We start from the raw sequence: 25260 nt of genomic DNA on the forward strand, positions 1-25260 counted from the left end.
ATCCGGTTGCAGGCTCACGCCTTGCCGTTGGCGGCGTCGACCGCACGCTTGGTGAGCACGCCGATCAGATGCGCGCGATACTCGGCGCTGCCGTGCAGATCGCTGTTCAGTCCGTCGGCGGAGACGTGCAGGCCGTCGAGCGCCTTGGAATTGAACCGCGCCTTCAGCGCCTCTTCGAACTGAGTGACACGAAACACGCCATCGGCGCCTGCCCCCGTGACCGCGACGCGGACATCCGACGGCCGGCGGGCGACGAACACGCCGACCAGCGCGTAGCGCGACGCCTGGTTGCGGAACTTGATATAGGCGGCCTTCTTCGGCAGCGGAAACTGCACCTTGGTGATGATCTCGTCCGGCTCGAGCGCGGTCGCGTACATGCCCTGGAAGAACTCTTCGGCCTTCAGCTTGCGCTTGTTGGTGACCACGGTGGCGCCGAGGGCCAGCACCGCCGCCGGATAGTCCGCAGTCGGATCGTTGTTGGCGAGCGAGCCGCCGATCGTACCCTTGTGGCGCACCGCCGGATCGCCGATCAGCGACGCCAGTTCGGCCAGCGCCGGGATCGCCTCGCCGACGATCGCCGAGTTTGCGACTTCCGCATGTGTGGCGGTGGCGCCGATCACCAGCGAACGGCCCTTCATCTCGATGCCGCTCAGGCCTTCGATATGCGACAGGTCGACCAGATGCGGCGGCGCCGCCAGGCGCTGCTTCATCACCGGCAGCAGCGTGTGGCCGCCCGCGATCAGCTTGGCGTCCTCGTTCTTCAGCAGCAGATTGGCGGCCTGGCGAACGGTCCCGGGGCGGTGATATTTGAATTCGTACATTGCGCTTCCCTGAGCTTCCTGCGTCTCGTTGGGCGTGCCGCGCGGCCTCGTTGAAGCGGGCCGGCGCAGTGCCGGTCAGGTGCGGTCGGAGTTCGCCATCGCCTTGGCGCCGGCCGCGATCGACACCACGATGTTCTGATAGCCGGTGCAGCGGCAGAGATTGCCTTCGAGCTCTTCGCGAATCGTCTCGTCGGAGAGATCGTGGCCCTTGCGATGCACCATATCGACCGCGGTCATGATCATGCCCGGGGTGCAGAAGCCGCACTGCAGGCCATGATTCTCGCGAAACGCCTCCTGCATCGGATGCAGCGGCGCGCCGTCGGCAGCGAGCCCTTCGATCGTCGTCACTTCATGGCCGTCGGCCATCACCGCCAGCGTGGTGCAGGACTTCACCGCCTTGCCGTCGAGATGCACGACGCAAGCGCCGCACTGCGAGGTATCGCAACCGACATGGGTGCCGGTGAGCCGCAGGTTCTCGCGCAGAAACTGCACCAGCAGCGTGCGCGGATCGACGTTCGCGGTCACGGGATTGCCATTGACGATCAGGGAAATCTTGGCCATCGGCCCTCTCTTCAATGCGCACCGCCGCGTTGCACGGCGATCATTCGTCTTTTAGTTGTGTTTCTTGAACCGATCTTACGGGGCAACCCCAGGATCGGCAACCGCGATCGGCTCTGGCCGTGCCGGAGCCGCGGCCGTGTAATGACATCCGCGTGATCGGACGCCGCGGCGCCGTCACGCCGCGCCGTTGCCGTTCTGCACGGCCTTCGAGAAATTGGCGAAGAACTCGTCTGCGAGTTTCTTGGCCGAGCCGTTGATCAGCCGCTGCCCGAGCTGCGCCAGCTTGCCGCCGATATGCGCCTCGACATCGTAGGACAACAGCGTGCCACCATCCTTGTCGGACAGACCGACCGTGGCACCGCCCTTGGCGAAGCCGGCGACCCCCCCCTCGCCTTCACCGGTGATCTTGTAGCCGTTCGGCGGATCGAGATCGGATAGCGTCACCTTGCCCTTGAAGCGGGCCGACACCGGGCCGACTTTCAACTTGGCCACCGCACGAAAACCGCTGTCGTCCTCGGTCTTTTCCAATTCCTCGCAACCCGGAATGCAGACCTTCAGCACTTCCGGATCATTGAGCTTGCTCCACACCAAATCTTTCGGCGCGTCCAGTTGGACTTCGCCGTTCATCGTCATGGCCATGGATATTTCCTCCCGGATCGGCGCACCGCCTCGGACAGCGGCATTGCGACTACTTAAGCATGCCGGACGGCAAAGAAAAAGTATCTCAACACCGCGCCCAAGTGACCGGCGGCGATAACAGTTATGCGGGTGGTGAGATAGGTCCCGCCCGGCCGGAGCGCCAGCGTCAAGCCATCACGACGGCGAAATCGCGATCAGGAGCGCTGCGCTGCGGCCGGATAGTTCGGCTCAAACGCCGCCTTGCTGGGACGCGGTGCAGCCGCAGATTGTGCCGAAGGCTCGACCAGCATCAGGATCGCGGTGCCGAGAAACAGCAGCAGCTCGGTGGCGTGCAGCCGCATCGCTTCCGGCTCGGCGACCTGCGAGGCCATCACCATGCTGGCGAACGAGATGACACTGCCGAGCGTCAGCGCGAACGCCAGCGCCTCGTTGCAGCCGCCGGATAGACGCACCGACGGCCGTGTCAGCAATGCCGAAAACACCAGCAGGAAGCCGGCGACCGTCAGTTTGGCGAGCGCCAACAGCCACGCCATCTTCATCGTCGCAACCGCGCCGAGGTGCAGGTGATCGCTGACGAAGATCGCCACCGAGATGTTCGGACGGTCGTACAGCGCGTGAATCGGCGAGACGATCAGGCGATACGCGACGATCAGCCAAGTCGGTGCGATATAGGCCGCGAGCAGAACGCCGTTCACCGAGCTGATCCGCCAATCCGTTTTCATCATCGTATCCCGCCAGCCTGAGCGCGCCGAATCCGAGCCGCGCCTTCAAAGCTAACCCCAGGTTAACGATAACCGGCAATGGAAACGTTTTGTTAACCTTAACACGAGGTCGTGGACTATGGACGACGGCGATCCGGGGAAAACGCGAACATTCGGCATGAAACTTGCGTCTTGTTTGGCGTGAATTCGTACGAAACGATAGGCCAGACGCGGAAAACCCCGCCGTGGGGCGGGGCTCCCTGCTCTCGCTCCGGCGCACGGCCGTCTGGAGAAAACCGTGACCGGGCGAGCTTGACGTTAGCGGCCGTCCGGCTATCGGCCTTGGCCGCCGTGCTGTTGGCCGCCCTGCTGCCGATCCGGCGCATTCCCCGGACGACCAGGATCCTGCTGCTGTCGGCCAGGGCGGGCGCCGCCGCCCTGCTGCTGTTGGCCCGCCGAGGTCTGGCTCGGGGTCGGCTTCTGCTGATTCTGATTCGACATCATGGGTCTCCTTTAGCGGAGTGTTGCCCCCGCACTCACAACGGCGACACCATGCCTGCGGTTGCGCGCTTACTCGTGATCTTTGCGCGGCTTTTGCGCGGCGGCATCGCGCCCAGCGGAACCGGAGTGAGCACCGCCGCCATCCACAGGGCAAAAGGTTGTAATCGGGTGCTGTTGCCGCGATCGCGACCCACTGTTAGAAAATTACGAAGCGACGCGACGTTCCGGCTGCCGGGGCCCTCGCCGCGTCGTTTGTGCAGTGCGTGCGCGATCTCCAAAGCGGTGCCGTTTGCGTCGCAATCCACGGTCTTTCGAGTTCCGATCTTTCGAGTCCTCTGACGACGGCAGCGCATGGACTATTTCGCCCAGCAGCTCATCAACGGTCTCGTGCTCGGCTCGATCTACGGCCTGATCGCGATCGGCTATACGATGGTGTACGGCATCGTCGGCATGATCAATTTCGCCCACGGCGACATCTTCATGATCGGCGGCTTCATCGCGCTGATCAGCTTCCTGATCCTGGTGTCGTTCGGCCTCACCTTCGTGCCGCTGATCCTGCTGGTCGTGCTCTTGGTATCCATGGCGATCACCGCGCTGTACGGCTGGACGGTCGAACGCATCGCCTACCGCCCGCTCAGGCACTCGTTCCGCCTCGCCCCGATGCTGTCGGCGATCGGCATGTCGTTCGTGCTGATGAACTACGCCCAGGTGTCGCAAGGCGCCCGCGTCAAGCCGGTGCCGCCGATCATCACCGGCGGCTACACGCTGCACGAGAGCACCGATGGCTTCAACGTCCAGCTCTCCAACGTCCAAATTCTGGTGGTGGTCACCACGGTCATTCTGCTCGGCATCTTCACCTGGCTGGTGGCGAAGACAAGGCTCGGCCGCGACATGCGCGCCTGCGAGCAGGATCAGACCATGGCGGCGCTGCTCGGCGTCGACGTCGACCGCACCATCTCGATGACCTTCGTGATCGGCGCCGCGCTCGCTTCGGTCGCGGGCATGATGTACCTGCTGTATTATGGCTTGGTCGACTTCGCCATGGGCTTCATCGCCGGCATCAAGGCGTTCACCGCGGCCGTGCTCGGCGGCATCGGCTCGCTGCCCGGCGCGATGCTCGGCGGACTACTGATCGGCCTGATCGAGACCTTCTGGTCGGCTTATTTCTCGGTCGAATACAAGGACGTCGCGGCGTTCTCGATCCTGATCATCGTGCTGATCTTCATGCCGACCGGCCTGCTCGGCCGGCCGGAAGTCGAAAAAGTCTGAGCGGGCACCGACGTGGCAAAGCTCGCGCACGCCGCCGCTGCCCCCGCCGCCGCCCATGTCGGCGTCGCGTTCATCTTCAAGAAAGCCCTGATCAGCGCCCTGGTGGCGCTGGTTTTGTTTTCGCTGATGATCGGTGTTCGCACCGAAGCCGGCCCAGAGGGCGGCCTGATCTACTGGACGCGGTTCGGCGATCTCGCCGGCATGGTCGGCGGCGTGTTTGTCGGCTCGATCGTGGTCGAACTGCTGCGGATGTGGTGGGGACCGGTCGATACCGCGAAGATGATGCCGGCCGGCGCGCGCAAGACACTCGGCCTCGCCGGCCGCATCGTCGCCCCGGCGCTGCTGATCTTCACCTTTCTGGTGCCGGTGATCTTCTATAATCAGCGCTACATTCTCGATCTCGGCATCCTGGTGCTGACCTACGTGATGCTCGGCTGGGGGCTGAACATCGTGGTCGGCCTCGCCGGCCTGCTCGATCTCGGCTACGTCGCGTTCTACGCCGTCGGCGCCTATTCCTACGCGCTGCTCGCCACCAATTTCGGACTGTCATTCTGGATCTGCCTGCCACTCGCCGGCATCCTCGCGGCGTTCTGGGGCGTGATCCTCGGCTTTCCGGTGTTGCGGCTGCGCGGCGACTATCTCGCCATCGTCACCCTCGCCTTCGGCGAGATCATCCGCCTCGTCATCATCAACTGGCAAGATCTCACCGGCGGCCCGAACGGCATCAGCGGCATTCCGCGCCCGACGCTGTTCGGCATTCCGTTGGCGCCGGGGCCGAACGGACTGGCGGCGCAGCTCGGCATCCCGTTCTCGCCGACGCATCGCCTCGTCTTCCTGTTCTATCTGATCCTGATCCTGGCGCTGATCACCAACTGGGCGACGATCCGCCTGCGAAGGCTGCCGATCGGCCGCGCATGGGAAGCCTTGCGTGAGGACGAAGTCGCCTGCCGCGCGCTCGGCATCAACACCACCACCACCAAGCTCACCGCCTTCGCCACCGGCGCGCTATTCGGCGGTTTCGCCGGTGCGTTCTTCGCCACCCGGCAGGGCTTCATCTCGCCGGAATCCTTCACCTTCCAGGAATCGGCGCTGGTGCTGGCGATCGTCGTGCTCGGCGGCATGGGCTCGCAGCTCGGCGTCGCGCTCGCCGCGGTGGCGCTGATCGGCGGCTTCGAACTGTTCCGCGGCCTCGATCAGTTCCGCATGCTGGTGTTCGGCATGGCGATGGTGCTGCTGATGATCTGGCGGCCGCGCGGCCTGATCGGCCACCGCGCGCCGACCGTGTATCTGCAGCACAAGCAGACGATCTCGTCCGACCTCGTCAAGGAAGGCCACGGATGAGCAGCGCGCCCGACATCCTCCAGGTCGATCGTCTGACCATGCAGTTCGGCGGCATCATTGCCGTCAACGAGCTGTCGTTCACGGCGCGCCAGGGCAAGATCACCGCGCTGATCGGCCCGAACGGCGCAGGCAAGACCACGGTGTTCAACTGCATCACCGGGTTCTACAAGCCGACCGCGGGGAGGATCAGCCTCGCCCATGGCGACGGATCGAGCTATCGGCTGGACCGGCTCGGCGACTTCCGCATCACCAAGATCGCCAAGGTGGCGCGCACCTTCCAGAACATCCGGCTGTTCGCCGGCATGACCGCGCTGGAGAACCTGCTGGTGGCGCAGCACAACGCGCTGATGCGCGCCTCCGGCCTGACCTTTCTCGGCCTGTTCGGTGCGCCGTCCTGGCGCGCGGCGGAAAAGCTGGCGATCGAACGCGCCACCTTCTGGCTGAAGCAGATCGGCCTGCAGGACCGCGCCGACGACGCCGCCGGCAACCTGCCCTACGGCGATCAGCGCCGGCTGGAGATTGCACGCGCGATGTGTACCGAGCCGGTGCTGCTGTGTCTCGACGAACCGGCCGCCGGCCTCAACGCCCGCGAGAGCGCCGAGCTCAGCGAACTCTTGCTGTCGATCCGCAACGATCACGGCACCTCGATCCTGCTGATCGAACACGACATGAGCGTGGTGATGGAGATCTCCGACCACGTCGTCGTGCTCGACTACGGCGTCAAGATCGCCGACGGCACCCCCGCCGAGATCCGCGACGACCCGCGCGTCATCGCCGCCTATCTGGGCGTCGAGGACGAAGAGGTCGAAAAGGTCGAGCAGGAGCTCGGGCTGTGAGGTCGTTGCGCCACAGTCCGTCGTCATGCCCGGGTTTGACCCGGCCATCCACGATCGTCATCGCGAGCGAAGCAAAGCAATCCAGGGACTCCGTGCACTGGGCTCCTGGATTGCTTCGTCGCTGCGCTCCTCGCAATGACAAGCGGGGTCGCAGGGTGTTCGGCGAGGTCGCATCATGACCTCCACCGCTCCCCTGCTCCGTATCGAAGGCCTCCGCGCCGCCTACGGCAAGATCGAGGCGCTGAAGGGCGTCGATCTTTCGATTCAGCCGGGCGAGATCGTGGCCCTGATCGGGGCCAACGGCGCCGGCAAATCGACGCTGATGATGTCGATCTTCGGCAAGCCGCGCGCAAAGGCCGGCCGCATCGTGTTCGACGGCGTCGACATCACCACGATGCCGACCCACCTGATCGCGCGGATGAGCATCGCGCAATCGCCGGAGGGCCGCCGCATCTTCCCGCGGATGAGCGTCGCCGAGAATTTGCAGATGGGCGCGGACGCCGGCACCGGCAGCAACGAGGAACGCGCCGCCACGTTGGAGCGGGTGCTGACCCTGTTTCCGCGGCTGCGCGAGCGGTTCGGCCAGCGCGGCGGCACGCTTTCCGGCGGCGAACAGCAGATGCTGGCGATCGGCCGCGCGCTGATGAGCCGGCCGCGCCTGCTGTTGCTCGACGAGCCGTCGCTCGGCCTCGCGCCGCTGATCACCCGGCAGATCTTCGAAGCGATCCGCACGCTGAACAGACAGGACGGCCTCACCGTGCTGATCGTCGAGCAGAACGCCAACCACGCGCTGAAGCTGGCGCACCGCGGCTACGTTCTGGTCAACGGGCTGATCACCATGAGCGGTTCCGGCGCCGAATTGCTGGCGCAGCCCGAGGTGCGGGCGGCTTACCTCGAAGGCGGTCGCAAGGTCTGAGGTAATTCCCCCCGACAGCGCGAGCCCTGCGGCACAATGCGGCAACCGGGTGCCGCCCGCGACGTATTTTGTCGATGACTTGTCGCGAAAATCAGCCAACAATGCCGGCCGGTTAGGCGCTTCGGGCGGGCTGGAGCGCGGCTATTCGTTTGCAAATCCATCGCAAGGATTCATCGATGAAACTGAAACTCCTCGGTTTGGCATTCGGCGCCTCGCTGGCGCTCTCGACCACGGCGCTGGCGCAGGACATCAAGGTCTCTGTCGCCGGCCCGATGACCGGCGGCGAATCCGCGTTCGGACGACAGCTCAAGAATGGCGCCGAACAGGCGGTGATCGACCTCAACGCCAAGGGCGGGCTGCTCGGCAAGAAGCTGGTGCTCGACGTCGAAGACGACGCCTGCGATCCGAAGCAGGCTCGCTCGGTCGCCGAGAAGATCGCCGGCGACGGCATCCCGTTCGTCGCCGGGCACTTCTGCTCCTCGTCGTCGATCCCGGCGTCGGAAGCCTATGCGGACGGCAACGTGCTGCAGATCACCCCGGCCTCGACCAACCCGCTGTTCACCGAGCGCAAGCTGTGGAATGTGCTGCGCGTCTGCGGCCGCGACGATCAGCAGGGCCTGGTCGCCGCCGAGTACATCCTGAAGAACTTCAAGGGCAAGAACGTCGCCATTCTCAACGACAAGACCACCTACGGCAAGGGGCTGGCCGACGAGACCAAGAAGGCGCTGAACAAGGCCGGCTTCCAGGAGAAGATGTTCGAGTCCTACAACAAGGGCGACAACGATTTCAACTCGATCGTATCGCGGCTGAAGCGCGACGGCATCGATCTGGTGTATATCGGCGGTTATCATCGCGAGGCCGGCCTGATTCTGCGCCAGATGCGCGACCAGGGCCTCAGCACCGTGATGATGGCCGGGGACGCGATGAACGACAAGGAATTCGCCTCGATCACCGGCCCGCTCGCCGAAGGCACGCTGTTCACCTTCGGCCCCGATCCGCGCAACAAGCCGACCGCCAAGCAGATCGTCGAGACCTTCAAGGGCAAGGGCATCGATCCGGAAGGCTACACGCTGTACACCTACGCGGCGTTCCAGGTGTGGTCGCAGGCGGTCGAGAAGGCGAAGTCGACCGACCCGAAGAAGGTGATCGACACCATCAAGGCCGGCGAGTGGGACACCGTGCTCGGCAAGATGGCGTTCGACGCCAAGGGCGACATCAAGGCGATCGACTACGTCGTCTACAAATGGGACGCCAAGGGCAACTACGCGGAGATCAGCAACTGAGCCGACCGATCGTCGCGCTGCGGCTTCCGCGGCGCGCGCGCTCGTTCCATCCACAAACCGTCACCGCCCGGCTCGACCGGGCGGCCCAGTATTCCAGAGTGCTGCTACTCATGTAGAGCAATGAACACTCTGGGATACTGGATCCTCCGCATTCGCGGAGGATGACGATTGTGAATGGGATACGCCTTCGCTGATGAGCTGCGCCGCATCAGTTCCGCGGCTGTGCCCTCACCCGATATTCCCCAGCGCCGGGAACGTGTTCAGCAGCCAGATCGAGACGTCGCTGATGGCGCCGGTGAGGAAGCCGATGCCGGTGAGGACCATCAGCACGCCCATCACCCGTTCGACGGTGGCGAGGTGTTTCTTCATCCGGGCGAACAGGCCGGAGAATTGTTCGACCATCAGCGCAGCGAGCAGGAACGGGACGCCGAGGCCGAGCGAATACACCGCCAGCAGGCCGGCGCCTTTCGCGACCGTGGCTTCGGCGGCGGCGACCGACAGGATCGCGGCGAGGATCGGACCGATGCACGGCGTCCAGCCGAACGCGAACGCCAGCCCCATCACATAGGCGCCCCACAGCCCGACCGGCTTCGGAATCGGCAGGCGGCCTTCGCGCATCAGCATGTTGATCCGCGTCAGGCCGAGGAAGTGCAGCCCCATCAGGATGATCACGATGCCGGCGAGAATCGCCAGCTGCGCCGAATAGGCTCGGATCAGGGCGCCGACCAGGCTGGCGCTGGCGCCGAGCGCGACGAACACGGTGGAAAAGCCGAGCACGAACATCGCCGCGGAGATCATCACCGCACGCTTCGAATTGCGCTCGGCTTCGTCGGCGGCGACCTGCTCGATCGTCGCACCGGTCAGATAGATCAGATACGGCGGCACCAGCGGCAGCACGCAAGGCGACAGGAAACTGACCAGGCCGGCGATCAGGGCGGCGGGGATCGAGACGTCGTGGATCATGGCCGGCTACATGCCCCCCGCTTCGCACCCATGCAAGCCGCTGCGTCATCGTTCCGCGCCTTGTGATCGCGCCGGAGGGATTGCTTCGACCAATTGTTTATGCCGAAACTGTTCCCCCTTCAGTCAGTTTTCCGGACGGATCGATCTTGCTCAACTTGATCACCGATGTCGCCGGCGTCCGCGTCGGCCATGCACACGACACCAAGCTCGCCTCCGGCGTCACCGCCATCCTGTTCGACAAGCCGGCGGTCGCCTCGATCGACGTGCGCGGCGGCGGCCCGGGGATTCGCGATGGCGTGCTGCTGGAACCGGTCAACACCGTCGAGCAGGTCGACGGATTCACGCTGTCCGGCGGCTCGGCTTTCGGCCTCGATTCCGGCGGCGGCGTGCAGGCCTGGCTGGCCGAGCGTGGCCGCGGCTTCGCGATCGGCGATGCGACCATCCCGATCGTGCCGGGTGCGGTGGTGTTCGACATGATCAACGGCGGCGACAAGGCCTGGGGCCGGTTCTCGCCGTATCGTGACCTCGGCTACGCGGCGGCAGAAGCGGCCGGCGACAGCTTCGCGCTCGGCAGCGTCGGCGCCGGCCTCGGCGCCACCACCGCGACGCTGAAAGGCGGACTGGGCTCGGCCTCCGCGACGACGCCGAGCGGCGTCACCGTCGGCGCCATCGCGGTGGTCAACGCGATCGGCAGCGCCACGATCGGCGACGGCCCGTGGTTCTGGTCGGCGCCGTTCGAACAGGGCGACGAATTCGGCGGGCTCGGGATGCCGAGCAGCTTCACGCCCGACATGCTGAAGGTGCGGCTGAAAGGCGCGGCAGCAGCGAGCGCGATCGAGAACACCACGCTGGTCGCGGTGGTGACCGATGCCGCGCTCACCAAGACCCAGGTCAAGCGGCTGGCAATGCTGGCGCAGACCGGGTTTGCCCGCGCGATCTATCCGGTGCATGCGCCGCTCGACGGCGACGTGGTGTTCGCCGCGGCCACCGGCGTCAAACCGGTCGAGCCGCTCGCCGGCCTGACCGAGCTCGGCACCATCGCGGCCAATGCGGTGGCGCGGGCGATCGCGCGCGGCGTCTATGAAGCCACTGCCCTGCCGTTCAAGGGCGCGCAACCGGCGTGGCGCGATCGGTTCAGGCGCTGACCGACAGCGACGACGCCGAGGCGGCCTGGATCTGCGCGGCCTGGCGCTGGATCAACTGCTCGACGAAATTATAGGACGACGTGGCGCTGCTGGACGACGAGCTGGTCGCCGCCGAGGTCATCGACACCTTGCTGCCGTCGGCATAAGTGACCGAGGTGGTCACGCTGCCGTCGGAGTTGGTGGCGCTGGTCGAGGATGAACCGGACAGCGCCTGCAGCAGCTGATCGCCCGATCCGCCACCGTTACCGCGGCCGGCCTTGCTCGCCTCGTCATGGTCGTGATCGTTCTTTTTGCGCGGCATCAGCGCGCTGGCGAGCTCCTTGGCGGTGACCTTGCCGTCGCCGTCGCTGTCGAGCTTGCCGAACACCTTGTCGGCATTGGCGAGGTTGGTGCCGCCGGCGCCGAGCGCGTCTTCGAACTCGCCCTTGGTGATCGCGCCGTCGCCATCTGCGTCGATCTGATTGAACAGATCCTTCAGCGCGGCGTCTCGCGTCTTCGAGGCGGTCGAGTTGGGGTTGCTGACCGATTGCTGGCTCTGCGCATCGAGCAGCGCCTGCATCGTCTCCTGCGACAGCCCGCTCGACGGTAACGCGCCGCTGCCGCCGGTCGGCAGGCTCGGGAACGACGAGGTGCTCGCGCTGCTGCTCGATGTCTCGAACGGATTGGTGAAGCCGGTGGTCTTCGCCGACGATTTCGACGTCGCCGCACTCAGCGTGTTGAGCAGTCCGGACAGCGCGCCGAGCGCGCCAAGAGCAGGCAGCATGACTGAAACTCCGCATTCCACCGCGAGCCGCGGCCGGCAACTACGCACGGATCATTCCGGATGTGATTGAGCAATCCCCGTGCCAGCCTCGAAACGACCGGAAATGCTGGGCTTTTCGCCTTGCGGCAGCGCCGCCCGGACGGCAATTTCTGCCTCCTCCGGCACAACCTGCCGGGCGCGCCCGACCGACCTTGCGTTCTCGATTTGCGAGGAACCGGCGCGGCGTGGTAGCGAAGCTGATCCGCTCACACGCAACTGGAAGCCCTGATGTCCTCCTTCGCGCACCGTCCGCTCGCCATCGCGCCCTCGATCCTCGCCTCGGACTTTTCCAAGCTCGGCGAAGAGGTCCGCGCGGTCGATACCGCCGGCTGCGACTGGATCCATCTCGACGTGATGGACGGCCATTTCGTGCCGAACATTTCCTACGGCCCGGACGTGATCAAGGCGATGCGGCCGCACACCAAGAAGATCTTCGACGCCCATCTGATGATCGCGCCGTGCGATCCGTATCTCGAAGCCTTCGCCAAGGCCGGTTGCGACCACATCACCGTGCACGCCGAAGCCGGCCCGCATCTGCACCGCTCGCTGCAGGCGATCCGCGGCCTCGGCAAGAAGGCCGGCGTCTCGCTCAATCCCGGCACGCATCCGAGCGCGATCGAATACGTGCTCGACGACATCGACCTGGTGCTGGTGATGTCGGTCAACCCCGGCTTCGGCGGCCAGGCCTTCATCCCGAGCGCGGTCCAGAAGATCCGCCAGATCCGCGCCATGATCGGCGACCGCCCGATCGACATCGAGGTCGACGGCGGCGTCTCCGACAAGGTCGCCGGTGAACTCGCAGCCGCCGGCGCCAATGCGCTCGTGGCGGGCTCTGCCGTGTTCAAGGGCGGGACGCTGGAAGCGTACAAGGCGAATATCGCGGGGATCAGGAATGCGGCGATGAGTGCGCGGGGGGAAGTGGTTTAAGTTGGTCCAACGAGCCGCACACCTGACGGCCTGCGGCTCGTTGGTTCGAGGCCGAACCGCGCAATGTTGTCGTCTCGCCAGCCATCGATGAGACTCTGCAGCGCCTCCGGGCCGGCTTCCAACGCATCGAAGGCCCACCGGGTGACTTGCCTATGGGTTGGATAGATCTCTGGGCGCTCCATCTGCGAGCGCAGGATCCGCCTCGCCTCTGAGACGTTCCCGATCAGAAAATGCGTCAGCGCGAAGTCGAGTTGCACCAGCTCGAACTCGCTGTCGCTCATCCGACTGATACGCTGTAAGAACTGCGGTGGTCCTTCGAGATCTCGCAACGCCTGAACTTCATGGCGAAGGCACTGCTTCACCACTTCGGCCGCTCGCTCGACATCATCGACCTTGACGCGGTGGTCATCAGGCCCGGCGATGATAGTACCGTAGGTCAGCACGAGAGTATCGAACGGGCGGTGCAGCGGCATCACCACCTTCCAAAGATCCATGTGATGCTTTTGCGACGTCGCGTTCAGAAAGAACCCGCGCAGCAGGTAGCCCGTCGGCGCGAGCACCAAAACGTCGCGACAGAGCACGGCACCTGGCAGCGCAGGCTGGACCAGCTTCAGGATCTTTGCCGAACGGCTCATGCTTCAAGCCCGGGCCTCGCTAGAAGTGAAGTTCGATGACCGGCGTGTCATCTCTCCTAACGATCCTAGCAAGAAGCCCGCATGAGCGAAGCGTTATGAGGAGCTGACGCAGCTTTCCGATTGTCGCTACGCTTGTCTGGCTACCGGCGCGCAACAGCGGCGTGTAGCCCGCATAAGCGAAGCGATATGCGGGGCTGAGGCTGCTTCCCGGATGTCGCTGCGCTCATCCGGGCTACGTCCATGCTGATCGCGATGTCAAACAGCCACGCCTCTTCCCTCTCGCGGCTCTATTGAGCCCGAGCTCTGCACCCGTCGCTATCACAGCGAGGGGTGGGGGCGCGCCGGTTGGCGCAACGGGTGGTGCTTGTCGCGAGGGCTTGCGATCCCTCGCGTCGCCTCACGGCGCGCCCACCAGCGGCGATTTTTGGGCCGAAGGACCGTGCTTCCGGGACCGGGCGAGCTTGCGGGCTTTCCCCGGCCTCGACCCGACCCGTCCAGCCTCTTGAAGCGGCGGCCGCTCGTAGTAGCGGCGGACGGTGGCCCTCGGCCTCCCGGACGAGATGCGTGCGAAGCACATCGCGCAGGACGCCGCATCCGGCCGGACGTTACCGCGTCGCGCGGCTTCGCCAGGCCGTCACCGGCCAGCCTCCCGGCCGGTGATCTGTCCCGCTTGACGACGCCTCGCGAAGCGCCCCTCACGGACAGGACAGCGCGGATTATAATCATAATAGGAATATTGTCAAGATCTGTACCCCGGATGGAGCGCAGCGTGATCCCGGGGAGCGGCGACGCCAGGCACCGGAGGTCGGCCGCGGTCGCGGCAGACCTCCGATTTCGCTTCGCTTCATCGAGGCTACGGGCTACGGGCCAGCCCGCCTGCCTAGCCCCTGCCCCGCCGATCTGCTAAAGCGCGGCGTAATCCCCAAAACTCACGAGTTTGCGATGATCCCGCGTTATACCCGTCCGGAAATGGCTGCCATTTGGGAGCCGCTGACCCGTTTCAAGATCTGGTTCGAGATCGAGGCCCACGCCTCCGATGCGCAGGCTGCGCTCGGGGTGATCCCGAAGGAGGCCGCCGAGGCGATCTGGAAGGGCGGCAAGGACGCCGCGTTCGACGTGGCGCGGATCGACGAGATCGAGCGCGAGGTCAAGCACGACGTCATCGCCTTCCTGACCCATCTGGCCGAGTTCGTCGGGCCGATGTCGCGGTTCGTGCACCAGGGCATGACCTCGTCGGACGTGCTCGACACCTGCTTCAACGTCCAGCTCACCCGCGCCGCCGACATTCTGCTGGCCGACCTCGACCGCGTGCTGGCGGCGCTGAAGGCCCGCGCCTTCGAGCACAAGATGACCCCCGCCATCGGCCGCTCGCACGGCATCCACGCCGAGCCGGTGACGTTCGGCCTGAAGATGGCCTACGCCTACGCCGAATTCTCGCGCGCCAAGGAACGCCTCATCGCCGCCCGCAAAGAAGTCGCGACCTGCGCAATTTCCGGCTCGGTCGGCACGTTTGCGCATATCGACCCGCGGGTCGAAGAGCACGTCGCCAAAGCGATGGGCCTCGCGGTGGAGCCGGTGTCGACCCAGGTGATCCCGCGCGACCGCCACGCGATGTTCTTCGCGGTGCTCGGCGTGATCGCCTCGTCGATGGAGCGGCTCGCCACCGAGATCCGCCACCTGCAGCGCACCGAAGTGCTCGAGGCCGAGGAGTATTTCTCGCAAGGCCAGAAGGGCTCGTCCTCGATGCCGCACAAGCGCAACCCGGTGCTGACCGAGAACCTCACCGGTCTCGCCCGCATGGTGCGCGCCTATGTGATGCCGGCGATGGAGAACGTGGTGCTGTGGCACGAGCGCGACATCTCGCACTCTTCGGCCGAGCGCATGATCGCACCGGACTCCACCGTCACGCTCGACTTCGCGCTGAATCGTTTGGCCGGCGTGATCGAGAAGCTGGTGGTGTATCCGGAGAACATGACCAAGAACCTCGACCGCCTCGGCGGCCTGGTGCATTCGCAGCGGCTGCTCACCGCGCTGACCCAGAAGGGCTGCTCGCGCGAAGAGAGCTACAAACTCGTCCAGCGCAACGCGATGCCGGTGTGGCGCGGCGAAGGCGACTTCCTGACGCTGCTGAAGCAGGATCCGGACATGAAGAAGTACATGACCGACGCCGAAATCGAAGAGCAGTTCGACCTCGGCTATCACCACAAGCACGTCGACACCATCTTCAAGCGGGTGTTCGGCGAGAGCTGAGGCGAGCTGTCGACAGCGGCACGGAGCCCAACGAAAAGCCCCCGGTTTGCGGGGGCTTTTTTGTGGCTGCAGCAGACGTACGAGCTTCGCCGCTGCGGCCGACACGTAGGGAACGTCATCCTGAGGCGCGAGCGCAGCGAGCCTCGAAGGATGACGCGCTGTCTTCGGCGTTAGACCACCGACGAGGCCTCGCCGCTCACGCCGCCTTGGCGAAATGCTGAGCGAGGCCGGCGAACAGGCCGCGGCCGTCGGTGCAGCCCATAATGTCTTCGACGTGGTTTTCCGGATGCGGCATCATGCCGAGCACATTGCCGCGCTCGGAGACGATGCCGGCGATCGAAGCGGCGGCGCCGTTGATGTTTGAGCTCTCGCCGATCTCGCCTTCCGGCGAGCAGTAGCGGTACAGCACCCGGCCGTCGCCTTCGAGCCGCTTCACGGTGTCTTCGTCGGCTTCGTAATTGCCCTCGCCGTGCGCCACCGGCACCTTGATCACCTGGCCGGCGGTGTAGCCGCTGGTGAACGGGGTGTCGTTGCGCTCGACGCGCAGATGCACGTCGCGGCAGATGAACTTCAGCCGCGCATTGCGCATCAGCACGCCCGGCAGCAGGCCGGATTCGCACAGGATCTGAAAGCCGTTGCAGACGCCGAGCACCAGGCCGCCATCGGCCGCGAACTTGCGCACCGCGTCCATCACCGGCGCCCGCGCCGCGATCGCGCCGCAGCGCAAGTAATCGCCATAGGAGAAGCCGCCGGGAACGACGACGAGGTCGGTGCCCTTCGGCAGCTCGGTCTCGGCGTGCCACACCATGGCGGCATCGTTGCCGGAGACGAGTTTCAACGCGCGCGCCATGTCGCGCTCGCGATTGATGCCGGGGAAGACGAGGACGGCGGATTTCATGAGGTCGATACTTAGTTCAGTTCGAGACGACGTTCGATGCGGTCGAGCCGCTGTTCGTGGCGCACCAGCGTGGCGTGGATGCTGCCGAGTTCGGTATGAATGCCGACGATCTCGTGGCGGAGGCCGTTGTGCGAGTGGCGCAACGCCTGCATGTCCTGCTTCAGCTCGTCGACCTTGCCGTCGACTTGCGCGAGGCGCGCCTGCACCGACTTCAGCACTTCGTAAATCAGCTCGGGACTGATTTCAGCCATTGCACTGCCCTCCGCTCCACGCGAGACGCAGAAACTAACCCTTCACCTCGATAGCATAATTCTCGATCACGGTGTTCGCCAGCAACTTGTCGGCGGCGTCCTTGAGGGCAGCTTCGGCCTTGGCGGTGTCGGCGGCGCCGTCGAGCTCGATGTCGAACACCTTGCCCTGGCGCACGCTGGCGATACCGGCGACGCCGAGCGACTTCAGCGCACCCTCGATCGCCTTGCCCTGCGGATCCAGGATGCCGTTCTTCAAGGTAACAGTTACCCGTGCCTTCATGGTCGCCTCGATGATCCCCTCGTCATGCCGGGCGCAAGCCTCGCCCTGCCGGTCATTCCGGGGCGCGAGCGCAGCTCGCGAACCCGGAATCTCGATCGTTCTGTAAGTTCTGGATTCCGGGTTCGCGCTACGCGCGCCCCGGAATGACGTTGCGAATGACCGCGCGTCGTCAGCCCTTCACCAGCACCGGGCCGGAGCCGATCGGGCGCTCGTTTTCCATCAGGATGCCGAGCCTTTTCGCGACTTCGGTGTAGGCCTCCAGGAGGCCGCCGAGGTCGCGGCGGAAGCGGTCCTTGTCGAGCTTCTCGTTCGACTTGATATCCCACAGCCGGCAGCTGTCCGGCGAGATCTCGTCGGCGACGATGATGCGCATCATCTCGGCCTCGAACAGCCGGCCGCATTCCATCTTGAAATCGACCAGGCGGATGCCGATGCCGAGGAACAGGCCGGTGAGGAAATCATTGACGCGGATCGCCAGCGCCATGATGTCGTCGATCTCCTGCGGCGTGGCCCAGCCGAACGCGGTGATGTGCTCTTCCGAGACCATCGGGTCGTTGAGCTGATCGTTCTTGTAATAGAACTCGATGATCGAGCGCGGCAGCTGGGTGCCCTCCTCGATCCCGAGCCGCTGCGACAGGCTGCCGGCGGCGACGTTGCGCACCACCACCTCGAGCGGCACGATCTCGACTTCGCGGATCAGCTGCTCGCGCATGTTGAGGCGGCGGATGAAATGGGTCGGCACCCCGATGTCGTTGAGGTGCTGAAACAGGTACTCGGAGATCCGGTTGTTGAGGACGCCCTTGCCCTCGATCACCTGGTGCTTCTTGGCATTGAACGCGGTGGCGTCGTCCTTGAAGTGCTGAATCAGCGTTCCGGGTTCCGGACCTTCATACAGCACCTTGGCCTTGCCTTCGTAAATGCGACGTCGCCGGCTCATGGGGATGTACCGTGTTTTGTTGAAATCCATCGGGTGGTGGGCTCCGTCTGACGAAAGCGGCCCACGGCGGAGCTGCCGAACAGGCCGGGAATAGGAAACAGAACGAGAACCCAGCCTCGCTGCAACCTAGCTGATTGGCCCCCTCGATACAATCGATCCGGCCGGGAGGCCCGGAGTTTTACCCCTCGCTGTGCGCCATTGTGGCAGTTGTCTTAACGGGCGGCTCTGGATATCTAGGCATCGAACCCGCCCACCGCAAACCGGCCCTTCTGCCGGCTCAAGATCGGAACACAGACATGACCACGTTCGACAAGCGCGAGGAAGGCTTCGAGAGGAAGTTCGCGCTCGACGAAGAGCAGAAGTTCAAGGCCGAAGCGCGCCGCGACAAGCTGCTCGGCCTCTGGATCGCCGAAAAGCTCGGCCTGTCCGGCGACGCAGCCGCCGCCTATGCCAAGGACGTGGTGATCGCCGACCTGGAAGAGGCCGGCGACGACGACGTCGTGCGCAAGGTCACCAAGGACCTCACCGACAAGGGCATCACCCTGCCGGAGACCGAATTGCGCGCCAAGATGGCCGAGTTCTATGCCCAGGCGGTGCAAGACGTGAAGTCCGGGACCTGAGGTCCCCGCCGGCCGCTACAGCGGCCAGCTCCCTGACCTGATCTGCCGAATGCCCGGGCCAGTCCCGGGCATTCGTGTTTCCGCCGCGCGCTGCCGAGGCGGACCACAGCCCGAGAGTGTCCCGCTCTGCGACAGCCCACCCTTGCGGCGTTAACACTCGGCACGCAGACGGAACAAAGCAGCGACGAATCGCTGCGAATCGGCCGTCCCCCGCGAGCCGAGCGCTGTCCGTCGTGCCTCCACACGCAGGCCCCCACCAAGGCTGGAAGCCGATTCCTCGCCGCCGGCGGTGAAACGGGGCGCAAGAGTTAATGCCGATGGTCGCAACGACCTGGAGGCGGCGGAGGTCGGATCTTCAAGAGATGGCGCGGCTTCGGCTCCCGCCGTGTCCATCCCGACCCGACTGCACTCACCCGACCGAGCCCGCTGCGAGGCGGGACTTGCCGGGACACCAAATCTAGGTATATATTCTTATTTATTGATGACGCTATGCTTTTGCCGGAGGCCCGCATGCGCTCCCCCTTGTTTTCCTCCCTGATCCGCATGAGCAACTCCTCGATCGACCGACCGGTGCTGGCCACACTGGACGACGGCCCGCCGCCGGTCCCGGGCGGCCGCCCGAAGGGCTGTAAGCGGCTGCATACCAATGCCAAGGTCGCGCAGGTGCGCCGTCTGATCGAGCAGACGTCGCACACCTACAAGGAGATCGAGGCGAAGACCGGCGTCAGCGCCGGCACCGTCGGACGTTGGACGCGGGAGTTCAACTGGACGCGTCACCCATTGGCGCCGCGCCCCAGCGACACCGTGCCGACCGAGCGCGCCGGCCGCCGGCTGAAGCTGCGGATGCTCAGCAGCAAACTGCAGCAGCTCGCCGAACGCTACGCCGACGAGCTGTGGCGAGCACCATCGGTCGATCTCAACCGGCTGATCGAGGCCATGGAGGTGCTGAAAATGGCGCGGCTCACCTACAAAGGTCGCGGCCGCCCCGGCAAACCCGGCCCGGCGCCCCGCACCGAAGAGGATTGGCTCGACCGCGAGCCCGCGATCCGCAAAGCGCTCACCGACATGCGCCACGCCGGCGTCTTCACCACCTGCATCCCCGCCGAAGCCATGGCGCTGCTGGACGACGCCTACACGCCGCCGGTACGAGAGGTGGTGCGGCGGGGGCCGAGGAGGAGGAAGTAAGCGGGGCAATGGGCTGTACATTCGCCCGCGACAGTTTGCAGTCGCCACAGGCTTCACCCTCCCCCCTTGCGGGGAGGCGGCCGCAATCACAGCGCCAGCGCCGGCCTAATTACTTTCATCCGCTATGCGACACTGGCCGAATCCATCAAGCAGTTCGCAGCGACATCGCCGCGCATGACCGATGGCTGCGCGGCTCCAATGGCAAGTTCGAAGGGCATAAGTGGAGGCTTGGGTCTAGTCTCGAGGATTCTCATCGCGACGTTTCCACGCGGCTAAAAATTCGCGGACGACCCTGCCTGCTTCTTCCTGCTCATTCTTCGCCGCCACTTCTTCGACTCGAGCCCGGAATGCATCTTTGTCAAGAATTTTGTCGATTGAATCAATGCCTGCACGCGTAGTCCGCTTAGCTACCCTGTCTCCGAGACCCGCCATGCCGAGCCCTTGGCTCCAAGAATACGATGTGAATGCCTTGGCGAACAAGGCGATAGCGGCGTCATCGTTCATTTTAGAAACGGTCCACGCTTTTACCTCCGCCCCATCGTCATTGGCTAGCTCTCGCCATGCAAACATCAGATACGCAAGCGGGTTTGAATTGACTAGTTCGCCGCATTGGCTTGCAGAGCGCAGGCGCCCAAGTGATAGGTGCCGAAGCGCCTCGGCGTCTAATTCAGTGGTAAGGCAGTTCTCTTCGGGCTCAGGACTCTTCCCTTCCCGGGGGTGGTAGTCCTGATATGAAGATTGCGAGAAATGCACAAGCCAGCCTAAAGCCGCTCTCTTAATCGCTGCCATAAAAAGTGCAGAGCGTGTAGCCAAATCAAAGCGATCAAGCGTTAGTCGGCGAAGCAGCCAATGTATACGAAGCTGATTGTCACCTATACGAAAAGCGCCAGCCTTATCTGATTCAACATCGAGATCATCGCCAAGCTCGAATATCGCTGCGAGAAGAGGCTCAACATCTTCATCAGAGACGTTTGCAGCATATCGATTAAGCTCATCAAGGATGAGCATGGCTTTGGTTTTCCCATCTTTGCGGGTAACGGTGAGCGCCTCGCGCAGCTTTTGCTTTATGAATTCGCTGTCCGAGGCCCTCGCAATCAAGGCGTCGATCTCACGACGTGGCAGAACGTCATCACCAATCGAGAAACGGAAGTAAGATTCAAAATGCTCACTGGAGCAAACAAAACGCTGCCGCGCCCATTGACTAGCAGAATCCCCTCCGTAATTCATGTTGCTCCAGACAGACTCAAGACGCGGAAACAAGCGCATAAGCGCACGACGAAGCCGCTCATGCTCCTTGGCATCAACAGAGCCAAGCATCAGCGCATCGATCTCGGCCTTTTGATCACGACCGGAACGCCCATATCTGTCGCCTGTGCCACATAGTCTTTCTTTGTTGCCGCGAACTGCACGGTAAAGTCCGGGCCTGAAAAGCCGAAGGGTCTCTACCCCGATAAAGTCAGCCACATCAACCTCACTGCCCACTCCAGGCCACGTGACCGAGAGCGCGTTTGTGAGGCGTGTCAAATCGCGGGGGGTCCGAATTTCGGGTGCGATCACGTCGTAGAAGACATTCATGAAACGAACCAAGGAATCCTCGGTCGGTGAACCGCAGATAGCTTCAACTTGGCGAAGCAGTTCGTGATTCAGATCGACTTGGCGCGGCTCCGGAATATCGAAGCCTGCTTGAATCATTTTCTCGAGATAGTGGGGCCCCTCCGAGGGATAGCGCTCAGACACGATCGCCTCAGCGAGGTAGCGATCGAACACAAGTAAGTAAATAACGTTTGGCAGACGGCCAATCGACTTTACGAGGCGAAAGATCAATAGCGCCTCATCGGGCGAAAGCCGATCGATGTCATCGATCACGATAAGAAATCGCTTCTTCTGTTCTCCGAGAACCTTCGTCAGGTCAGCGTGAAGTTTTTCGACCGTATCTTCCGCATGGATCAGATCGGAAAACCATGACATGGTCCCCGCAGCAACGGAGCCAATGCCTCGCGCCCCAGCGAGGTCAGCTCCAGCGCTAACGACAGAACCCGCGCGCAAGAGCCGCGCGCCGATTTTTGGAAGCACCTTTCTGAACTGGTCACCTAGTGACGGACCAAGACCAGCATAAAGCTCGCGAAAAAAGGCGAGCGCCAACGCCTCCTCCCCCCGAAACCACCAGCACGCGAAATTAACCACCGCAATCTCATCGTTCTCGATGGCATCCGTTAGATGGTGCAGTATTAGGTTGACGGCGCTGCTCTTGCCTGAGCCCCATGGCCCATTCAACGCAATAACAGTCCCCTCAGGAGCACGCATTTTACGGATGCTGGCAGCGAGTGCTTTGGCGAAAGGATCAATTCCAAACCTGTCGTCGGTTGGTTCGGTAATAGGCTTATCGTTGCGGGGGCCTTCGATGTCCTTCAAAGCGTCACCAATTTCTTCACCGTCAAATCGGCGTCTCACGCCCAACAGCACGATATCTCTTACCGGGTGTATTTTGCCAGGCCGCAATCAAAAAGGCGTTTGCATTGACGTGTAGTGCATACGGTCAACCGCCCTATACCGTGGCCGATTTCCTCCTCGACTACGCCGCCACTACGCTGATCCGCGCCGCCGCGCGCGAGCGTGGCTTTTTGCGGATGACGATTTCGATATCCTGATCGAGCGCGGTGAGCAGCGTCATCAGCCGCTCGACCGAAAAGCCTTCCAGTTTGTAGTTTCGCAAGGCCGAGACCTTGGGCTGGTTGATCCCGAGCCGCACGGCGGCGGCGGCTTGGCTCAGGCGAGCGCGGTCGATCAACGCGTTCAAAGCATGGGCGAGCCTGAGCTTGGTCTGCCTCTCCTCTGCGTCGGGCATGCCCAGGTCCGCAAACACATTGCCGCTGCCGCGAGTGATCTCGGCTGCCGTGTCTTTGTTAGTGATCATTCTCGCCATCATGAGCCTCGTCGTCTTGTCGTGCGAACTTAAGCCGCCGCGCAATGAGTTCGATATCGCCGCGTGCGGTTCGGATCCCGCGCGGCGACTTCTTCTGGAATGCGTGCAGCACGTAGACCGCGTGCCGGAAGCGCACCGTATAGACCGCCCGATAGGTGTCACCGTCGAAATCATCGACCATTTCGAACACGCCCGGCCCCTCACCCTTCCAGGGCTTGGCGCGCGGATGCTTACCGCCGAACTGGGCCAGCCCCAGCGCATTGCCGATCTCGCGCTGCACCGGCAACGGAAAGGCGCAAAGGTCGTCTTTCGATGACCCCACCCAGCGGAGCGGCTTTTCCCCACTCACAAGTTTCGGTCGCATGACAATATCCCAGTTTTGGGATGCGAACAACGACAACAAATGTTCTCATTTTGTTCTTATCATACAGAGTGAGGACCGGCAAGGTTTCGAGGCAGAGTTATTACTTCCCCGCAAACAGCCCGTTCAGTTCCGCGCCCTTGGTCGCTCCGGCGAATGCCGTGAACGTGCCCTGCTCGGCGATCTCGCGCGCGGCGCCGAGGAAGCCGGCCCAGGCGCAGCGCGCCAGCGAGCCGCCGACGCTGATGCGGCGGACGCCGAGGTCGGCGAGCATCGGCACCGTCATGCTCGGCTGCGCGATCAGCACGTTGAGCGGCTTCGGCGCCACCGCCTTCACCAGCGTGATGATCTCGACCTCGGTGGTGACGCCCGGCGCGTACAGGCAATCGGCGCCGGCCTCGGCGAACGCCACCAGCCGCGCGGTGGTCTTGGCGAGATCGCGCTCGCCCTTGAAGAAACCCTCGCAGCGCGCCACCAACACGACGTCCTTACCCGACGCGTCAATCGTCGCCCGCGCCGCCTTGATCCGCTCGGCGGCGAGCGCGTCGTCGTAAAACGGCTGCGCCGGATCGGTGGTCGTATTCTCGATCGACAGCCCGGCAGTGCCGGTGGCGATCGCGCGCGTGACATTGGCGGCGACGCCGTCGGGGCTGTCGGCAAAGCCGTTCTCGAAATCGGCATTAATCGGCAGATCCACCGCCGCGCACAGCGTGGTCAGATGCGCCAGCACGTCGTCGCAGCTCACCTGATTGTCCGCCCGCCCCGCCGACCACGCAAAGCCGGCACTGGTCGAGGCCAGCGCCTGAAATCCAAGCGACGCCAGCGCCCGCGCCGAGCCGACATCCCACGGATTCGGCAGCACGAAGCAGCCGGACTCGTGCAGCTTGCGAAACGTGGCCCGCTTGGCGGCGGTGCTGATCATCGGCGATCTCCCTGTGATGTTGGCTGGTGTTGGCGGGACGCTAGCACGGGGCCGGTCGCAGCGTCGAAGCCGCCCATGACAGCCGAGGTGTCCCACCCTGCGACAGCCGCCATCCCACGCCTTAACGTTCCGAACGCAGCCGGAACAAAGCGGTGACGAATCACAGCGAATCGGGCCGGGCAGGAAGCTGCGCACTGCATCTCGCGCGTAGGCGAGCTTGCGCACACAAGAGATGGACATGCGCAAACGCAGCACGACCGGGCCGAGGGCGATAAACGTTAACGAGAGAGACCGGGGGACAGCGCGCTGGCGCTGAAGCGGAGTGAACGCGCCTCGGACGAAACTGTCGGTCATTCACGCGCCAAACAGCCAAGCCTCTGCTCGCCCCGCCGACTCCATTCCAAAGGGGATCTTTTGGGTTTTCAGCCGTTTAGGTGATATAAGAAGGAGGGAGAAAATCCGATGTCCGGCCACCGCAATGCTGCTGCCGACTTGATCGCGGATCTGGCGCGGCGGCACCGGGTTGAGCTTACCGCGACGGAATCCGATGTCCTCGCGCGGCACATCAGCCGGCTGGCGGGTGACGATGTCGTTTTGGACGATATCGAGCAGACGTTGATGTCCCTGCAGCGCGCGGGACATCTGAGCCGACGCGAATTGTTGCGCTTGCAAGCGCGCTATCTGCGCGAATCCAGGCCGTGACGCTCGAACCCTTCGGCGATTTTGAGACGCAAGGCTATTTTGCTGACGATCAGCTAGCAGGACAGAGCAGCATCATCCCATAGCTCAAGCTGCGCAATACGCTTCGCTATTACGCCCTACGGGCTTGCTAAGCAGGCTTTGAAAACTCATTGGCGCAGGCCTCTTCGAGCGCCTGCATAGCGCATGTGGTCATCGTGCTCGCAATCTGCCAAGCATTGAAGAGCTCATCGTGCAAATTCTCAAGATCCGCGATCATCGCATCACGACCTTCGTCAGTCTGGATCTTGAGGTGATTCCTTTCAAAGAATCCATGGTTCAATCGATTGCGCGCCCGCACAGCAGATACAAAGCGATCACTTATATCTTCGTTGATTTCAACGCAGGCCTTCAGAGAGCTAAACAGATTACCTAACGTGCTTCGGTCTATTTGATCGAGCGCCGATTGGGCGGCCTCAGCATCCGGAAAAACGTGCCAACCGTTCTTCAGGCCCTTAGCACACAGAATCAGCGTACCCAGCTCAACTTCGAACAATTGAGCTGCCTCTGCAGTTATTCCGAACTTTGCATAAAGTTGATCTCGCGTCGCCATCA

General features: G+C 63.7%; 29 protein-coding genes. 11 read left to right on the forward strand and 18 right to left on the reverse strand.

Features of this window, described 5'->3' with window-relative positions:
• Nucleotides 1-14 precede the first annotated feature (14 nt).
• From DNX69_RS24045 to DNX69_RS26175, 6 genes are all read right to left on the reverse strand, one after another.
• Nucleotides 15-821: an FAD binding domain-containing protein gene (locus tag DNX69_RS24045; protein ID WP_110788534.1), complete on the reverse strand. Its 807-nt coding sequence runs from the start codon at nucleotides 819-821 to the stop codon at nucleotides 15-17.
• Between the two features lie 75 nt (nucleotides 822-896).
• The gene (locus DNX69_RS24050) at nucleotides 897-1382 is read right to left on the reverse strand and encodes a (2Fe-2S)-binding protein (protein WP_110788535.1); all 486 of its coding nucleotides are present in this window, start codon (nucleotides 1380-1382) and stop codon (nucleotides 897-899) included.
• Nucleotides 1383-1556: 174 nt separating this feature from the next.
• Nucleotides 1557-2021, reverse strand: coding sequence for a CoxG family protein (locus DNX69_RS24055; RefSeq protein WP_011159342.1), 465 nt, complete (start codon nucleotides 2019-2021; stop codon nucleotides 1557-1559).
• Between the two features lie 194 nt (nucleotides 2022-2215).
• Nucleotides 2216-2743, reverse strand: coding sequence for a hypothetical protein (locus DNX69_RS24060; RefSeq protein WP_110788763.1), 528 nt, complete (start codon nucleotides 2741-2743; stop codon nucleotides 2216-2218).
• Nucleotides 2744-3055: 312 nt separating this feature from the next.
• Nucleotides 3056-3223, reverse strand: coding sequence for a hypothetical protein (locus DNX69_RS26410; RefSeq protein WP_165825321.1), 168 nt, complete (start codon nucleotides 3221-3223; stop codon nucleotides 3056-3058).
• A 35-nt stretch (nucleotides 3224-3258) separates the two neighbouring features.
• Nucleotides 3259-3528 (reverse strand): hypothetical protein, encoded by a 270-nt coding sequence (locus DNX69_RS26175; RefSeq protein ID WP_133256044.1) that lies wholly within the window; start codon nucleotides 3526-3528, stop codon nucleotides 3259-3261.
• 46 nt (nucleotides 3529-3574) lie between these two features.
• Between DNX69_RS26175 and DNX69_RS24065 the strand changes: the two genes are divergently transcribed.
• From DNX69_RS24065 to DNX69_RS24085, 5 genes are all read left to right on the forward strand, one after another.
• Nucleotides 3575-4492, forward strand: coding sequence for an ABC transporter permease subunit (locus tag DNX69_RS24065; protein ID WP_110788536.1), 918 nt, complete (start codon nucleotides 3575-3577; stop codon nucleotides 4490-4492).
• A 12-nt stretch (nucleotides 4493-4504) separates the two neighbouring features.
• Nucleotides 4505-5833 carry a high-affinity branched-chain amino acid ABC transporter permease LivM gene (gene livM, locus DNX69_RS24070; protein ID WP_110788537.1) on the forward strand — a complete coding sequence of 443 codons (1329 nt, stop codon included), beginning with the start codon at nucleotides 4505-4507 and terminating at the stop codon, nucleotides 5831-5833.
• A complete protein-coding gene (locus DNX69_RS24075; RefSeq protein ID WP_110788538.1) occupies nucleotides 5830-6669 on the forward strand; it encodes an ABC transporter ATP-binding protein in 840 nt (279 codons plus the stop codon). Before livM ends, DNX69_RS24075 begins: the two co-directional genes overlap by 4 nt.
• Nucleotides 6670-6844: 175 nt before the next feature.
• Entirely contained in the window at nucleotides 6845-7585 is a 741-nt protein-coding gene (locus DNX69_RS24080) for an ABC transporter ATP-binding protein (RefSeq protein ID WP_110788539.1), read from the forward strand.
• 176 nt (nucleotides 7586-7761) lie between these two features.
• A complete protein-coding gene (locus tag DNX69_RS24085) occupies nucleotides 7762-8868 on the forward strand; it encodes a branched-chain amino acid ABC transporter substrate-binding protein (RefSeq protein WP_110788540.1) in 1107 nt (368 codons plus the stop codon).
• Between the two features lie 228 nt (nucleotides 8869-9096).
• Here DNX69_RS24085 and DNX69_RS24090 read toward each other — a convergent pair whose 3' ends face one another.
• Nucleotides 9097-9831 (reverse strand): cytochrome c biogenesis CcdA family protein, encoded by a 735-nt coding sequence (locus DNX69_RS24090; protein ID WP_110788541.1) that lies wholly within the window; start codon nucleotides 9829-9831, stop codon nucleotides 9097-9099.
• Between the two features lie 146 nt (nucleotides 9832-9977).
• Here DNX69_RS24090 and DNX69_RS24095 point away from each other — a divergent pair, with 146 nt between their 5' ends.
• On the forward strand, nucleotides 9978-10976 hold the full coding sequence (locus DNX69_RS24095; protein ID WP_110788542.1) for a P1 family peptidase: 999 nt from the start codon (nucleotides 9978-9980) through the stop codon (nucleotides 10974-10976).
• On the opposite strand, the gene DNX69_RS24100 is transcribed toward DNX69_RS24095, so the two are convergent.
• Nucleotides 10966-11739 carry an EF-hand domain-containing protein gene (locus DNX69_RS24100; RefSeq protein WP_110788543.1) on the reverse strand — a complete coding sequence of 258 codons (774 nt, stop codon included), beginning with the start codon at nucleotides 11737-11739 and terminating at the stop codon, nucleotides 10966-10968. The genes DNX69_RS24095 and DNX69_RS24100 overlap by 11 nt on opposite strands.
• A 267-nt stretch (nucleotides 11740-12006) precedes the next feature.
• Here DNX69_RS24100 and rpe point away from each other — a divergent pair, with 267 nt between their 5' ends.
• A complete protein-coding gene (rpe, locus tag DNX69_RS24105; RefSeq protein WP_110788544.1) occupies nucleotides 12007-12705 on the forward strand; it encodes a ribulose-phosphate 3-epimerase in 699 nt (232 codons plus the stop codon).
• Here the strand turns inward: rpe and DNX69_RS24110 are convergent.
• Nucleotides 12702-13340, reverse strand: coding sequence for a hypothetical protein (locus DNX69_RS24110; RefSeq protein ID WP_110788545.1), 639 nt, complete (start codon nucleotides 13338-13340; stop codon nucleotides 12702-12704). The genes rpe and DNX69_RS24110 overlap by 4 nt on opposite strands.
• A 942-nt stretch (nucleotides 13341-14282) precedes the next feature.
• Between DNX69_RS24110 and purB the strand changes: the two genes are divergently transcribed.
• Nucleotides 14283-15590: an adenylosuccinate lyase gene (purB, locus tag DNX69_RS24115; RefSeq protein WP_110788546.1), complete on the forward strand. Its 1308-nt coding sequence runs from the start codon at nucleotides 14283-14285 to the stop codon at nucleotides 15588-15590.
• Between the two features lie 196 nt (nucleotides 15591-15786).
• On the opposite strand, the gene purQ is transcribed toward purB, so the two are convergent.
• The 4 genes from purQ to purC form a co-directional block, all read right to left on the reverse strand.
• Nucleotides 15787-16488 carry a phosphoribosylformylglycinamidine synthase subunit PurQ gene (gene purQ, locus DNX69_RS24120; protein ID WP_110788547.1) on the reverse strand — a complete coding sequence of 234 codons (702 nt, stop codon included), beginning with the start codon at nucleotides 16486-16488 and terminating at the stop codon, nucleotides 15787-15789.
• An 11-nt stretch (nucleotides 16489-16499) separates the two neighbouring features.
• Nucleotides 16500-16739, reverse strand: coding sequence for a hypothetical protein (locus DNX69_RS24125; protein WP_110788548.1), 240 nt, complete (start codon nucleotides 16737-16739; stop codon nucleotides 16500-16502).
• Between the two features lie 34 nt (nucleotides 16740-16773).
• Nucleotides 16774-17019: a phosphoribosylformylglycinamidine synthase subunit PurS gene (gene purS, locus DNX69_RS24130; protein ID WP_110788549.1), complete on the reverse strand. Its 246-nt coding sequence runs from the start codon at nucleotides 17017-17019 to the stop codon at nucleotides 16774-16776.
• Between the two features lie 169 nt (nucleotides 17020-17188).
• The gene (gene purC / locus DNX69_RS24135; RefSeq protein ID WP_181902418.1) at nucleotides 17189-17956 is read right to left on the reverse strand and encodes a phosphoribosylaminoimidazolesuccinocarboxamide synthase; all 768 of its coding nucleotides are present in this window, start codon (nucleotides 17954-17956) and stop codon (nucleotides 17189-17191) included.
• A 296-nt stretch (nucleotides 17957-18252) separates the two neighbouring features.
• Between purC and DNX69_RS24140 the strand changes: the two genes are divergently transcribed.
• Together DNX69_RS24140 and DNX69_RS24145 are read left to right on the forward strand one after the other, a co-directional pair.
• Nucleotides 18253-18576, forward strand: a complete 324-nt coding sequence (locus tag DNX69_RS24140; RefSeq protein WP_110788550.1) for a DUF1476 domain-containing protein — start codon at nucleotides 18253-18255, stop codon at nucleotides 18574-18576.
• A 510-nt stretch (nucleotides 18577-19086) separates the two neighbouring features.
• Nucleotides 19087-19761 carry a hypothetical protein gene (locus tag DNX69_RS24145; protein WP_110788764.1) on the forward strand — a complete coding sequence of 225 codons (675 nt, stop codon included), beginning with the start codon at nucleotides 19087-19089 and terminating at the stop codon, nucleotides 19759-19761.
• A gap of 234 nt (nucleotides 19762-19995) precedes the next feature.
• Here the strand turns inward: DNX69_RS24145 and DNX69_RS24150 are convergent, their stop codons facing one another.
• The 4 genes from DNX69_RS24150 to DNX69_RS24165 all read right to left on the reverse strand — a co-directional run bounded on the left by DNX69_RS24150 (nucleotide 19996) and on the right by DNX69_RS24165 (nucleotide 23967).
• Complete coding sequence (locus DNX69_RS24150; protein ID WP_110788551.1) at nucleotides 19996-22224, reverse strand: KAP family P-loop NTPase fold protein; 2229 nt, start codon at nucleotides 22222-22224, stop codon at nucleotides 19996-19998.
• 109 nt (nucleotides 22225-22333) lie between these two features.
• Complete coding sequence (locus DNX69_RS24155) at nucleotides 22334-22684, reverse strand: helix-turn-helix domain-containing protein (protein WP_110788552.1); 351 nt, start codon at nucleotides 22682-22684, stop codon at nucleotides 22334-22336.
• Nucleotides 22665-23084 carry a type II toxin-antitoxin system RelE/ParE family toxin gene (locus DNX69_RS24160; RefSeq protein ID WP_425327325.1) on the reverse strand — a complete coding sequence of 140 codons (420 nt, stop codon included), beginning with the start codon at nucleotides 23082-23084 and terminating at the stop codon, nucleotides 22665-22667. Before DNX69_RS24160 ends, DNX69_RS24155 begins: the two co-directional genes overlap by 20 nt.
• A gap of 64 nt (nucleotides 23085-23148) precedes the next feature.
• Entirely contained in the window at nucleotides 23149-23967 is an 819-nt protein-coding gene (locus tag DNX69_RS24165; RefSeq protein ID WP_110788554.1) for an isocitrate lyase/PEP mutase family protein, read from the reverse strand.
• 462 nt (nucleotides 23968-24429) lie between these two features.
• On the opposite strand from DNX69_RS24165, the gene DNX69_RS24170 reads away from it, so the two are divergent.
• On the forward strand, nucleotides 24430-24669 hold the full coding sequence (locus tag DNX69_RS24170; RefSeq protein WP_110788555.1) for a hypothetical protein: 240 nt from the start codon (nucleotides 24430-24432) through the stop codon (nucleotides 24667-24669).
• A 127-nt stretch (nucleotides 24670-24796) separates the two neighbouring features.
• Here the strand turns inward: DNX69_RS24170 and DNX69_RS24175 are convergent, their stop codons facing one another.
• Entirely contained in the window at nucleotides 24797-25258 is a 462-nt protein-coding gene (locus tag DNX69_RS24175) for a hypothetical protein (protein WP_110788556.1), read from the reverse strand.
• Between the last annotated feature and the right edge of the window lie 2 nt (nucleotides 25259-25260).

Origin of the sequence: Rhodopseudomonas palustris (genome assembly GCF_003226555.1) — a bacterium.
Classification (GTDB): Bacteria; Pseudomonadota; Alphaproteobacteria; order Rhizobiales; family Xanthobacteraceae; genus Rhodopseudomonas; species Rhodopseudomonas palustris_I.